Source organism: Streptomyces sp. Je 1-369, assembly GCF_026810505.1.
GTDB lineage: Bacteria > Actinomycetota > Actinomycetes > Streptomycetales > Streptomycetaceae > Streptomyces.
The window spans coordinates 2736330-2749205 of record NZ_CP101750.1; the positions used below are offsets into that span (position 1 = coordinate 2736330).

General features: G+C 73.0%; 11 protein-coding genes and 1 riboswitch. Of the genes, 7 read left to right on the forward strand and 4 right to left on the reverse strand.

Going from position 1 to position 12876, the window contains the following annotated elements; translation table 11 throughout:
* Positions 1-31: 31 nt before the first annotated feature.
* Positions 32-265: a ferredoxin gene (locus NOO62_RS12505; RefSeq protein ID WP_268770961.1), complete on the reverse strand. Its 234-nt coding sequence runs from the start codon at positions 263-265 to the stop codon at positions 32-34.
* The gene (locus NOO62_RS12510) at positions 265-1731 is read right to left on the reverse strand and encodes an aldehyde dehydrogenase (RefSeq protein ID WP_268770962.1); all 1467 of its coding nucleotides are present in this window, start codon (positions 1729-1731) and stop codon (positions 265-267) included. Before NOO62_RS12510 ends, NOO62_RS12505 begins: the two co-directional genes overlap by 1 nt.
* A gap of 214 nt (positions 1732-1945) precedes the next feature.
* Between NOO62_RS12510 and NOO62_RS12515 the strand changes: the two genes are divergently transcribed.
* The 7 genes from NOO62_RS12515 (at position 1946) to NOO62_RS12545 (ending at position 10138) form a co-directional block, all read left to right on the forward strand.
* Positions 1946-3040 carry an MBL fold metallo-hydrolase gene (locus NOO62_RS12515; protein WP_268770963.1) on the forward strand — a complete coding sequence of 365 codons (1095 nt, stop codon included), beginning with the start codon at positions 1946-1948 and terminating at the stop codon, positions 3038-3040.
* Positions 3041-3064: 24 nt separating this feature from the next.
* Positions 3065-3190: riboswitch (cobalamin riboswitch) on the forward strand.
* 120 nt (positions 3191-3310) lie between these two features.
* The gene (locus tag NOO62_RS12520) at positions 3311-4546 is read left to right on the forward strand and encodes a prenyltransferase/squalene oxidase repeat-containing protein (protein WP_268770964.1); all 1236 of its coding nucleotides are present in this window, start codon (positions 3311-3313) and stop codon (positions 4544-4546) included.
* Positions 4543-5220 carry an SCO2322 family protein gene (locus NOO62_RS12525; RefSeq protein ID WP_268770965.1) on the forward strand — a complete coding sequence of 226 codons (678 nt, stop codon included), beginning with the start codon at positions 4543-4545 and terminating at the stop codon, positions 5218-5220. Before NOO62_RS12520 ends, NOO62_RS12525 begins: the two co-directional genes overlap by 4 nt.
* Before the next feature lie 42 nt (positions 5221-5262).
* Positions 5263-6714 (forward strand): energy-coupling factor transporter transmembrane component T, encoded by a 1452-nt coding sequence (locus tag NOO62_RS12530; RefSeq protein ID WP_268770966.1) that lies wholly within the window; start codon positions 5263-5265, stop codon positions 6712-6714.
* Positions 6711-8504, forward strand: coding sequence for an ABC transporter ATP-binding protein (locus NOO62_RS12535; protein WP_268770967.1), 1794 nt, complete (start codon positions 6711-6713; stop codon positions 8502-8504). Before NOO62_RS12530 ends, NOO62_RS12535 begins: the two co-directional genes overlap by 4 nt.
* Positions 8501-9337 carry an ECF transporter S component gene (locus NOO62_RS12540; protein WP_268770968.1) on the forward strand — a complete coding sequence of 279 codons (837 nt, stop codon included), beginning with the start codon at positions 8501-8503 and terminating at the stop codon, positions 9335-9337. Before NOO62_RS12535 ends, NOO62_RS12540 begins: the two co-directional genes overlap by 4 nt.
* A gap of 345 nt (positions 9338-9682) precedes the next feature.
* Positions 9683-10138 (forward strand): transglycosylase SLT domain-containing protein, encoded by a 456-nt coding sequence (locus tag NOO62_RS12545; protein ID WP_268770969.1) that lies wholly within the window; start codon positions 9683-9685, stop codon positions 10136-10138.
* A gap of 89 nt (positions 10139-10227) precedes the next feature.
* Here NOO62_RS12545 and NOO62_RS12550 read toward each other — a convergent pair whose 3' ends face one another.
* Positions 10228-11559: an alpha/beta hydrolase gene (locus NOO62_RS12550; RefSeq protein WP_268770970.1), complete on the reverse strand. Its 1332-nt coding sequence runs from the start codon at positions 11557-11559 to the stop codon at positions 10228-10230.
* 103 nt (positions 11560-11662) lie between these two features.
* Complete coding sequence (locus NOO62_RS12555) at positions 11663-12832, reverse strand: steroid 3-ketoacyl-CoA thiolase (RefSeq protein ID WP_268770971.1); 1170 nt, start codon at positions 12830-12832, stop codon at positions 11663-11665.
* Positions 12833-12876 lie beyond the last annotated feature (44 nt).

Sequence of the window (12876 nt, forward strand, 5' to 3'; positions counted from 1 at the left end):
GTGCCCGGTCACTCCTCCGGGACGGTCCGGGTCACTCCTCGGGCGGGAACACGACCTCCCCGCCGTGCGCCAGCGTGATCGTGATCGCCTCGACCGGGCAGCCCTCCGCGGCCTCCAGGACCTTTTCGTTGGCGTCGGTCTCGGACGCGGTGGGGTGCGACTGGCGGGCGGTGTCCAGTGCGAAGCCGCCGGGCGCGGTGAGCACGCACATTCCGGAGCCGATGCAGACCGCCCGGTCGACCTCGACGTGCCAGCGGTCTCCCATCAGGCACCGCTCCCCTCATAGCCGTTGGGGAGGTGGATCATCTTGTGCTCGAAGTACTCGCCGTATCCCTCGGGTCCGAACTCGCGCCCGAGGCCGGAGTTCTTGTAGCCGCCGAAGGGGCCGAGCATGTCGAGGCTGAAGGTGTTCACGGAGTACGTTCCGGTGCGCACCCTGCGCGCGATGTCGATGCCGCGCTCGGTGTCGGCGGTCCAGACGCTGCCGCTGAGTCCGTAGTCGGAGTCGTTGGCGATCCGTACCGCCTCGTCCTCCTCGCCGTAGGGCAGCAGGCAGATGACGGGGCCGAAGATCTCCTCGCGGGCGATGCGCATGGAGTTGTCGACGCCGCCGAAGAGGGTCGGCTCGACGTACCAGCCCTGGTCGAGCCCGGCCGGACGGCCGCCGCCCGCGAGGATCTTGGCGCCCTCCTCCTGGCCGATGCGGATGTAGTCGAGGGAGCGCTGCTGCTGCCGCTGGGCGACGAGCGGGCCGAGTTCGGTGGCGGGGTCGAGGGGGTCGCCGACCTTGAGGGCACTGGCGGCGGCGGAGAATGCCTCGGCGAACTCGTCGTAGCGGGTGCGGGGCACGAGGATGCGGGTCTGGGCCACGCAGGCCTGGCCGTTGATCATCCAGGCGAACGGGGTGATGCCCGCGACGGCGGTCGCCGCGTCGGCGTCCGGCAGGATGACGGCGGCCGACTTGCCGCCGAGCTCGAGCGTCACGCGGGTGAGGTTGCGGGCGGCGACCTCCATGACGCGTTTGCCCGCGGCGACGGAGCCGGTGAAGGACACCTTGTCGACGTCGGGGTGCCCGACGAGGTACTCGCTCACCTCGCGGTCGGCGCAGACGATGGAGAGCACGCCTTCGGGCAGGCCCGCGTCGGCGGCCAGTTCGGCGAGTATGTAGGCGTCGAGGGGCGCTTCCGGGGAGGTCTTGAGGATCACGGGGCAGCCGGCGAGCAGGGCGGGCGCCAGCTTGGCGGCGGCGGTGAACTGCGGGACGTTCCACGGTACGACGGCCGCGACGACGCCCACCGGTTCGCGCCGGACGAGCAGCTTGCCGAGGACGCCGTCCCGCTGCTCCTCGTACGGGAAGTCGCGGGCGACGGTGATCGCCGCGTCCCAGACCATCAGCGCGGCGAGGGCCTGCACCATCACGCTGGAGGTGTAGGGGGTGCCGTTCTCGGTGCTGATGACGCGGGCGATCTCCTCGTGGCGGACCGCGAAGCCGTCCTTGATCTTCGTGATGACCTCGATGCGCTCGTCCACGGTCATGCGCGGCCAGGGACCGTGCTCGAAGGCCTTGCGGGCGGCGGCGACGGCGCGGTCGATGTCGGCGGGCGCCGCGTGCGGCACGCGTGCGAAGACCTCTCCGGTGTGCGGGGAGACGATCTCGATGACGTCCTTGCCGAGCGGGTCGACCAACTCCCCGCCGATGAACAGCTGTCCGTGTTCCACGAGCTCGGTCATGGCTGACTGCCTCCTGCGGAGCGTTTCCCGGCACTGTTTCCCGACACTGTTTCCTGACACGGTTTCAGAACTGATACCAGTTCTAGTTCGTGGAGTCCACGGACGGAAGGGGCAACACAGCTTCCAAGCAGTCGACTTGGGCGACTATTGGAACTAGTTCTAGTTATAGTGATGACCCCCGGCGAGGGGACCGGCGACGAGAGACGAGGCCCCCATGACCCCGCAGCTGACGGACCCGCCGGTGACCGAGCACGGCGGCGGCGTCTGGAGCATCAAGGTCCCCATCCCCGACAACCCCCTCGGCTTCACCCTCGTCCACCTCCTGGACACCGACGCGGGACCGGTCCTCGTCGACACCGGCTGGGACGACCCGGCGTCCTGGGACACCCTCGTCGCCGGGCTCGCCGCGTGCGGCGTCGCCGTCGCCGACGTGCACGGCGTCGTCATCACCCACCACCACCCCGACCACCACGGCCTCTCCGGCCAGGTCCGCGACGCGTCCGGGGCGTGGCTCGCCATGCACGACGCCGACGCGTCCGTGGTCCGCCGCACCCGCTCGAACCCGCCGGACCGCTGGTACGCGTACCTGGTGGACAAGCTCACGGCCGCCGGCGCGCCCGCCGACCACGTCGCCCCGCTGATCCGGGCCCGCGACGAGGGCCGCCCCCACAAACTCCCCGGCCTCGCCCCCGCCCTGCCCGACCGCTCCATCACCCCCGGCGAACTCCTCGCCCTGCCCGGCCGCCGCCTGCGCGCCATCTGGACCCCCGGCCACACGCCCGGCCACGTCTGCCTCCACCTGGAGGAGGACCACCCGGCGGGCCTGCGCGGCAACGGCCGCCTCTTCTCCGGCGACCACCTGCTGCCCGGCATCACCCCGCACATCGGCCTGTACGAGGACCCCGAATCGGAGACCGTCACCGATCCTTCCCCAAGCTCTCGGCTTCGCTCGAGCGGGGGAGACCCCCTCGGCGACTACCTGGACTCCCTGGAGCGCGTCGCCCGTCTCGACCCGGCCGAGATCCTCCCCGCCCACCAGCGCACGTTCACCGACGCGCCCGCCCGCGTCCACGAGCTCCTGACCCACCACGAGGAGCGCCTGACCGGACTCCTCACCCTGCTCGCCGAGCCCCTCACTCCCTGGCGGATCGCCGAGCGCATGGAGTGGAACCGCCCCTGGGACGAAATCCCCTACGGGTCGAGGACCATCGCCGTCTCCGAGGCGGAGGCCCATGTGCGGCGCCTGGTGAAACTGGGGCGCGCGGAGGCCGTGCCGGGGAGCGATCCGGTCGCGTTCGTGGCGGTGTGACCCGAGAGGTGCGCGGACCGGCCGGTAGAGTGAGGGCGTCGTCCTCACGTCCGCCAGGGGGAAGCCGGTGCGATTCCGGCGCTGACCCGCAGCCGTATATGCCACTGAGCGTGGCAAGCCGGAATGCCCGGCGCGGAACGTGACCGGCTCGCTTCATCGGCCCCCGATGAGCGGCACCGTCGAGGTATACGGAGCCGGAGCCGCCCGGTAGCCGTGCTCGCACGGTCCGTGCCGCCCCGCTCCCCGCAGGGAGAGGCAACCCGCCCCATCATGAACGTTCGTCGCAGCGCAGCGGTCCTGGCCGCCGCCGTCGCCGTGTTCGGCTCGGCCGCGGCACCGGCCGCCATCGCGGACGACGCGAAGCCGTCGCCGTCGGCCGCCCTCCCCTCGGGCCTCTACGGCAAGACCGACCCGAAGTTCGACGGCGTGTTCCGCCAGTCGTACGCCCTGCTCGCCCAGCACACCGAGGGCGTCGAGCCCGCCGCCAAGGCCGTGGACTGGCTGACCGGCCAGCAGTGCGCGAGCGGCGGCTTCGCGGCGTACCGCGCGGACTCCACCGAGCCGTGCGACTCCAAGACGGCGGTCGACAGCAACTCCACGGCCGCCGCCGTGCAGGCGCTCGCCGCGCTCGGCGGCCAGGACAAGACGGTCAAGAAGAGCGTCGACTGGCTGAAGTCCGTGCAGAACAAGGACGGCGGCTGGGGCTACAACCCGGGGCTGCCCTCCGACGCGAACTCCACCGGCATCGTGGTCGGCGCGCTCGTCGCCGCGGGCCGCAACCCCGCCGACGTGAAGTCCCAGGACGGCAAGTCCGCCTACGACGCGCTGCCGAAGCTCGCCATGGACTGCGGCAAGGACGGCGGCGCCTTCGGTCTCGCCGACATGAAGTCCGGCAAGCTCGCGCCGAACGCCGACGCCACCGCCGCCGGTGTCCTCGGCAGCCTCGGCAAGGGCCTCGTGGTCTCCGCCCCCAAGAAGTCCGAGGACGCCGCACCCAAGTGCGCGAAGCCGGACACCGCCACGCGGGCCGCGAGCAACGGCGTCGGCTATCTGCTCGACACCCTCGGCAAGACCGACGACCACCTGATGTCGTCGATGCCGGGCTCCACGGACCAGCCGGACTTCGGCAACACCGCCGACTCCGTGCTCGCCCTCGCCGCCGCCGGACAGAGCGAGCGGGCGAAGAAGTCCGCCGACTGGCTGGCGGAGAACTCCGCGGACTGGGCGAAGCAGTCGGGTCCGGCCGCGTACTCCCAGCTGATCTTCGCCGCGCACGCGGCAGGCCTGGACGCCCGCGACTTCGGCGGCACCGACCTCGTCAAGCAGCTGAACGCCACGGGCCCCGCCCCCGAGAACTCCGCGAAGTCGTCGTCCGCGTCCGACGCGGACGAGAAGAAGGACGACGACGGCGGCGTCAGCGTCTGGTGGATCATCGGCGTCGGCATGGTCGCGGGCATCGGCATCGGCTTCCTGTACAGCGGCAACCGCAAGAAGAAGCAGCCGTGACGCGGGGCCGTGCGCGGCGCGGGCGCCTGGCCGTCGGGGTCCTCCTCGCCGCGCTCCTCGGCGTCCTCGCCGCCGCGCCCGCCCAGGCCGCCGGCTACCGCTACTGGTCGTTCTGGGAGCGGGACGGCGCGCAGTGGACGTACGCCAGCCAGGGTCCTGGCACCGCGCGCCCCGAGGACGGGGACGTGCAGGGCTTCCGGTTCTCGGTCTCCGACGACTCGAAGGACTCCGCGAAGCCGCGCGGCCCCGTCGACTTCGACGCCATCTGCGAGGACACCCCGGCGAAGGACGGCCGCAAGCGCGTGGGCCTCGTCGTCGACTTCGGTACGGCGGGCGACGCCCCCGGCGGCGGGACGCCGCCGAAGCGGCGGACCGCCTGCGCGCAGGTCGGCGAGGACGCCACCAGCGCGGAGGCGCTCGCCTCCGTCGCGAAGCCGCTGCGCTACGACAGCAAGGCGCTGCTGTGCGCGATCGACGGCTACCCGAAGACGGGCTGCGGCGAGCAGGTCGCCGGCGACGGTACGTCCACGAAGACGCAGCCGGAGTCGGACAACACGGTCGGAGGGGGTGACGGCGGCGACGGTGGACCCTCCGTCGGTCTGATCGCCGGGATCGCCGCCGTCGCGCTGCTCGGCGGTGCCGGGATCTGGCAGGCCCGCCGCCGTCGCGGCTGACGCGCGGCTCGTACGGACAACGGACACGACACGGACAGCACCATGACGGACCACGGCGGCGGCGCGCCCGCCCTCCTGCGGCGCCGCCTCGCCCCCGAGGCGCACCGCGGCAACGCGCTGCACCCGGGCGCGTGGTGGGTGTGGGCCATCGGCCTCGGCACCGCGGCGTCCCGCACGACCAATCCGCTGCTGCTCGGCATGCTGGTCGGCGTCGCGGGCTATGTGGTGGCGGCGCGGCGGACGTCGGCGCCGTGGGCGAAGTCGTACGGCGCGTTCGTGAAGCTTGGGCTGGTGGTCATCGCGATCCGGCTCGTCTTCGCGATCGTGCTCGGCTCGCCGATCCCCGGCACGCACACCGTCGTCACGCTGCCGGAGGTGCCGCTGCCCGACTGGGCGAGGGGCGTGCGGATCGGCGGCCGGGTGACGGCGGAGGGCCTGACGTTCGCGCTCTACGACGGCATCCGCCTGGCCGGCCTGCTGATCTGCGTCGGCGCGGCGAACGCGCTGGCCAGCCCGGCGCGGCTGCTGAAGTCACTGCCGGGCGCGCTGTACGAGGTCGGGGTGGCGGTCGTCGTGGCGATGACGTTCGCCCCGAACCTGGTCGTGGACGTACAGCGCCTGCGTGCCGCGCGCCGCCTGCGGGGACGTCCCGACCGCGGCATCCGCGGACTCCTCCAGGTCGGCCTTCCCGTCCTGGAGGGCGCGCTGGAGCGGTCGGTCGCGCTGGCGGCCGCGATGGACGCGCGCGGTTTCGGCCGCACGTCGCCCGTCCCGGCGGGCGTCCGCAGGGCGACGTCCGCCCTGACCCTCGGCGGTCTCATGGGCGTCTGCGTGGGTACGTACGGACTGCTCACCGCACAAGGCACGTCCTACGGCCTGCCCGCCCTGACCGCCGGCCTCCTCGCCGCACTCGCGGGCCTGCGACTGGGCGGCCGCCGCTCGGTACGCACCCGCTACCGCCCCGACCCGTGGGGCGTCCGCGCCTGGCTGGTCGCCGGGTCCGGGATCGCGGTGGCGGCCCTGACGATCTGGGCGGCGTCGCACGACCCGGCGGCACTGCACCCGGGAGTCGTCCCGCTGGTGGCCCCCGAGCTGCCGGTGTGGCCGGCGGCGGCGGTCCTGCTCGGCCTGCTCCCGGCGTTCGTGGCACCGGTACCCCCTGAGAACACCCGGCCCACCGCCGCTGGAAACACCCGGCCCACCGCGCCCGAGAGCACGCCGCCCGCGAGGCCCGGGCCCGCACCGTCCACCTCGCGCGGGACCGCCCCCCACTCCGGGGATACGCCACCGACGACACCCACCCCACGCGGCACCGAGCCTCCCGCCTGCGCCGCCCAAACGCCCCCCGCGCCCGAGACGGCCGAGACCACCCCCACCGCCCCCACTCCCCGGACGCAGCCCTCACCCGCCGCCTGGCGCATGCCGCCGCCCGGCGCCGAGCCGAAGAACCCGGGCCCGGGCCCCTCCCCCACTTCCTCCGAGGAGACCTCATGATCCGCTTCGAGGACGTCTCGGTCACCTACGACGCGGCGCCCGGCCCCACCGTCCGGGGCGTCGACCTCACCGTCCCCGAAGGTGAGCTCGTGTTGCTCGTCGGGCCGTCCGGGGTCGGGAAGTCGACGTTGCTCGGGACCGTCAGCGGGCTCGTGCCGCACTTCACCGGTGGCACCCTGCGCGGCCGCGTGACCGTGGCGGGGCGCGACACCCGTACGCACAAGCCGCGTGAGCTCGCCGATGTCGTCGGCACCGTGGGCCAGGACCCGCTGTCGCACTTCGTGACGGACACCGTCGAGGACGAGCTTGCGTACGGGATGGAGTCGCTGGGGCTCGCCCCGGACGTGATGCGGCGGCGCGTCGAGGAGACCCTCGACCTGCTCGGCCTCGCCGACCTGCGCGACCGCCCCATCGTCACCCTCTCCGGCGGCCAGCAGCAGCGCGTCGCCATCGGCTCGGTCCTCACCCCGCACCCCCAGGTCCTCGTCCTCGACGAGCCCACGTCCGCCCTCGACCCCGCCGCCGCCGAAGAGGTCCTCGCCGTACTCCAGCGGCTCGTGCACGACCTCGGTACGACGGTCCTGATGGCCGAGCACCGCCTTGAGCGGGTCGTGCAGTACGCGGACCAGGTGCTGCTGCTCGCCGCCCCGGGCGAGGTGCCCGTCCTCGGCGACCCGGCCGCGCTGATGGCCCGCTCCCCCGTCTTCCCGCCGGTCGTCGCCCTCGGCCGTATCGCGGGCTGGTCGCCGCTGCCGCTGACCGTGCGGGACGCGCGGCGCAGGGCGGGTGACCTGCGGGAGCGGTTGGCGGGCGCGGAGCCGCGGAGGGACGTACCGGCCGAGCCGGTCGCGGAGCCGGGCGGCGGGCGCCGGTGGCCCAGGCTGCGCAAGGAACGTACGGCATCGGCGGCACAGCAGAAGGCGGCCGCCGTCGCCTCCGTCGAAGAACTCGCGGGCGCAGGGCGCAGGCCACCGAAGCTGCGCAAGGAACGTACGGCATCGGCGGCACGGCGGGACGCGGCCGTCGCCTCCGTCGAGCGTCTCGCCGTGCGCCGCGGCCGCGTCGAGGCGCTGCGCCGTGTCGACCTCACCGTCACACCCGGTGAGACCGTCGCCCTGATGGGCCGCAACGGCGCCGGGAAGTCCACGCTCCTGTCCGCCCTCGTCGGCCTGCTCGAACCCACGTCGGGCACCGTCCGCGTCGGCGGCGCCGTCCCCCACCGCACGTCCCCGCGACAGCTGATCCGGCACGTCGGCCTGGTCCCGCAGGAACCCCGCGACCTGCTGTACGCGGACACCGTGGCCGCCGAGTGCGCGGCCGCCGACCACGACGCGGACGCGGCGCCCGGCACCTGCCGTGCCCTGGTGGACGAGCTGCTGCCGGGCATCGCGGACGACACGCATCCCCGGGACCTCTCCGAGGGCCAGCGTCTGACGCTCGCCCTGTCCATCGTCCTGACCACGCGCCCGCCCCTGCTGCTCCTGGACGAGCCGACCCGCGGCCTCGACTACGCGGCCAAGACCCGGCTGGCCACCGTCCTGCGCGGGCTCGCCGCCGAGGGGCACGCCATCCTGCTGGCCACGCACGACGTGGAGCTGGCCGCCGAGATCGCCCACCGGGTGGTGATCCTCGCGGACGGCGAGGTCGTCGCGGACGGCCCGACCGAGCAGATCGTCGTGTCGTCGCCGTCCTTCGCGCCGCAGGTCACGAAGATCCTGGCGCCGCAGGAGTGGCTGACGGTCACAGAGGTGCGCCGGGCCCTGGACGCGGTCGGAGGCGAGCCCTCGTGACAGTCGTCCCGAAGACCCGCGGCCAGGCCAGGCCGATCCGCCTCGGCCCCCGCTCGGTCGCCGCGCTCGCCCTGGTCAGCGCCGTCGGCGTCGCCGCCTTCGGGTGGCCGCTGCTCGCCGCGGGCGACTCGGGGCTCAGCGAGCACGCGCAGGACGCGCCCTGGCTGTTCGCCGCGCTGCTTCCGCTGCTGCTCGCCGTCGTCGTGGCGACCATCGCGGACGTCGGCCTCGACGCGAAGGCCATCGCGATGCTCGGCGTGCTCGCCGCCGCGGGCGCCGCGCTGCGGCCGCTGGGCGCGGGGACGGCGGGCATCGAGCCGATGTTCTTCCTGATGGTGCTGAGCGGGCGCGTGCTCGGTCCCGGCTTCGGGTTCGTGCTGGGGGCGGTGTCGATGTTCGCGTCGGCGCTCCTGACGGGCGGCGTGGGGCCGTGGATGCCGTTCCAGATGCTGGCGATGGGCTGGGTCTGCATGGGCGCGGGGCTGCTCCCCGGCCATGGCAGCCTGCGCGGGCGGGGCGAGCTGTGGCTGCTCGCGGGCTACGGCGCGGTGGCCTCCGTCCTGTACGGCACGGTGATGAACCTCCAGGGCTGGCCCTACCTCGGCGGTCTCGCCACCGGCGTCTCCTTCGTGCCGGGCGACCCCCTCGCGGAGAACCTGGGCCGGTTCGTCGCGTACTGCCTGGCGACCTCGCTGGGCTGGGACCTGCCGCGGGCGGTCGTCACCGTGCTGCTGAGCCTCGCGCTCGGCCCCGCCGTCCTGAAGGCGCTGCGCCGGGCCACGCGCCGGGCCGCGTTCGAGGCGCCGGTCACATTCGAGGCGCCGAAAGCGTAGGGAGACCGACGCGCTCCGTTACGTCGAGGGCCTTCCCGAGTGAGGCGGCCCACAGGACGTTGGTCCTCTACGAAGGAGGCCCGTAGATCACGACCGTTGACGTACATGCATCAATCACCGCGCTGACCTGCGCATTGAGAACCAGGTCACACGAAGGACATTCGTCTCGGATGCGACTTCCACTAGTAAATAGGGTCATTGCGGCGGCGTAACAGCCCTGCTTCTCTGGATGAGTCGCAAGGCGCCGACAGCCCATCCGGGCCTCGGCGCCGCCGCATGTCCCCCACACTTCCGTGCCGGACGGCGTGCACCGCGACAGCCCCGTTCCCCACCGGAAGGTCCTCTGTGTCCGCCTCGCTCATCCGCCGCATCGCTTCCCCGAAGAAGGCCATCACCGGCGGCCTCGTCGCCGCCGCCGCTTCCGGCATGGTCTTCGCCGCGGCCCCGGCCCAGGCAGCCACCCCGACCACCACGAAGGCCGCCGCCCCGGCCGCCGCTCCTGCCGCGGCCCCCGCGTCCGCCAAGGCGATCGCCAAGAAGAAGATCGCGGACCCGGCGCAGTTCGCCGCGTTCGACAAGATCGTCTCGCACGAGAGCGGCTGGAACCCGAGCGCCACCAACTCCTCGTCCGGCGCCTACGGCCTGGTCCAGGCCCTGCCCGCCTCGAAGATGTCCTCGGCGGGCGCGGACTGGAAGACCAACCCGGAGACCCAGATCGAGTGGGGTCTCAAGTACATGAACGACCGCTACGGCAGCCCCGTCGGCGCGTGGAACCACTGGCAGGCGAACGGCTGGTACTGAGCAGCCGGCGCGAACCGCCACTGAGGACCGCCACTGAATGAGGCGGCGACCCCCACGGGGTTGCCGCCTCTTTCGCGTATCGCCGCCGCCTACGACCCCGCCGTCGCGAACCACCGAGCGATCTTCGGCGCCGCCTTCCCCAGGGACTCCATGTGCGGCACCCCGCCCTGGTCCAGGACCGGTGCCCGCACCCCGTGCGTTGCCAGGGTCGCCGCGCAGCTGCGGGCGTTCTGGATGGGTACGTCGGTGTCGCCGCGCGCGGCGTAGAGCCGTACGGGAGCCGCGGGCTTCCAGTCGCAGAAGCCGTCGTTCGCGGCCAGCGCCTCCTTCAGGCCGCCCGTCGGGTGCTGCGTGCGCTCGTAGAAGGCGGGCGTGAGCAGTTCCTTCAGCGTCTTGGGCAGCGCGGGCAGGACCTCCTCCTCGCTGTGGTGGCTGTCGAAGAGCTGCTCGACCCGGTCCGCGTAGGGGGCACGGAACACGTCGGACGGGTCCTTGTAGATGGAGTGCAGGCGGTTCTGGGCGACCAGGAAGTACGAGAGGTAGAAGACGGCGCTCGTGTCGTTGACCCTGCCGTCGAAGAGGGCGGGCATCTCCTCGCCGGACAGGTCGTAGGGGCCGCTGACGGGGGCGACGGCGCGCACCGTGAACCCGGCGAGCCCGCGCTTCGCCTCCCGTGCGAGGGCCATCGTCACCTGGCCGCCCTGCGAGAACCCGGTGAGGTACAGGTCCTCGGAGAGCGTGCGCCCCTCACGGTGCGCGGCGGTGCGGGAGGCGCGCAGCATGTCCTCGGAGGCGGTGACCGCCGAGCGCGCGTCCATGTACGGGTGGACGCCGGGGCCCTTGCCGAGTCCGAGGTAGTCGGGGGCGGCGACGGCCTTGCCCGCGGCGGCGTGGAGGTAGGGGATGAGCCGTCCGAAGTCCTCGGTGACCGAGGGGGCGTAGTCGCGGTGGACCATCGTGCCGTGGGCGTCGGAGACGAGGCCGAGGGCGCGGTGTCGCTCGGTCTTCGGCAGCACGAACAGGCCCGTGGCGGTGGTGGGGCGGCCCTGGGTGTCGACGGTGCGGTAGGTGAGGCGGTACGCCCGTACGCCGTACCGCACCGTCTCCGTGCCGAACTCGCCCTTCTTCAGGAAGGCGGCGACCTCGGCACGGCTCAGGTCGGCGACCGGGGTGATGTCCAGGAGGGCGCCCCGGGCGGAGTGGGGTGCGACGGCAGCCGGTCGGCCGTCGGCGGTCCCGGCACCCTTGGCACCCTCGGCGCCCTGTGCGGCGGGTGCGGCGGTGAGTCCGGTGAGTCCCGCGAGCAGCAGCGCGGCGAGGGCGGCTCCCCCTCGTCGTACGGAACGGGCGTGACGGGGAGTGGAGTTGGTGTCGTTCGTGCCAGGCGTGGAGTCGGCGTCGTTCGCGCTCTCGGCGTTCATGGGCATGACGTTACGAGGAGTCACCGGCGGGCCGACATCCGAGCACCCCCCGGCCACGGGGTGTACTTGACGCCACCCACCCCGGGGGCCTGTGACCAGGGCTTCAGAGCCGCTGAATGATCGTCCCCGTCGCCACCGCCCCGCCCGCGCACATCGTGATGAGTGCGAACTCCTTGTCCCTTCGCTCCAGTTCGTGCAGGGCCGTCGTGATGAGCCGCGCCCCCGTCGCCCCGACCGGATGGCCGAGGGCGATCGCGCCGCCGTTCACGTTGACCTTCTCCAGGTCCTGGCCGAAGACCTGCGCCCAGCTCAGCACGACCGACGCGAACGCCTCGTTGATCTCCACGAGGTCGATGTCCTTCAGGGACATGCCCGCCTTGCCGAGCACCGCGCGTGTCGCGTCGACCGGGCCGTCGAGGTGGAAGTGCGGGTCGGCGCCGACGAGCGCCTGCGCGACGATGCGCGCCCTCGGTTTCAGCTTGAGGGCCCGCGCCATCCGCTTGGACGCCCACATGAGGGCCGCCGCGCCGTCCGAGATCTGCGAGGAGTTGCCCGCGGTGTGCACGGCGGTCGGCATGACCGGCTTGAGCCTGCCGAGGCCCTCCATCGTGGTGTCGCGCAGCCCTTCGTCGCGGTCGACGAGCCGCCACATGCCCTGCCCCGCGACCTGCTCCTCCTCCGTGGTGGGCACCTGCACGGCGAACGTCTCGCGTTTGAAGCGTTCCTCGGCCCAGGCGACGGCCGCCCGCTCCTGCGAGATGAGGCCGAGCGAGTCCACGTTCTCGCGGGTGAGACCGCGCTTGCGGGCGATGCGCTCGGCGGCCTCGAACTGGTTGGGCAGGTCGACGTTCCACTCGTCGGGGAAGGGTTTGCCGGGTCCGTGCTTGGACCCCGAGCCGAGCGGCACCCGTGACATCGCCTCGACGCCGCAGCTGATGCCGACGTCGATGACGCCGGCCGCGACCATGTTGGCGACCATGTGACTGGCCTGCTGGGAGGAGCCGCACTGGCAGTCGACGGTGGTCGCCGCGGTCTCGTACGGCAGGCCCATCGTGAGCCAGGCCGTGCGCGCCGGGTTCATGGACTGCTCCCCGGCGTGCGTCACCGTGCCGCCGACGATCTGCTCGACGCAGTCGGCGTGGATTCCGGTGCGGCCGAGGAGTTCACGGTAGGTCTCACCGAGCAGATAGGCGGGGTGGAGATTGGCGAGCGCTCCTGAGCGCTTCCCGATGGGCGTGCGTACTGCTTCGACGATGACGGGTTCCGCGGCCATGGCTCGTCCTCCCTCTCCACATCCCGCGAGCCGTCCCGGCGGCT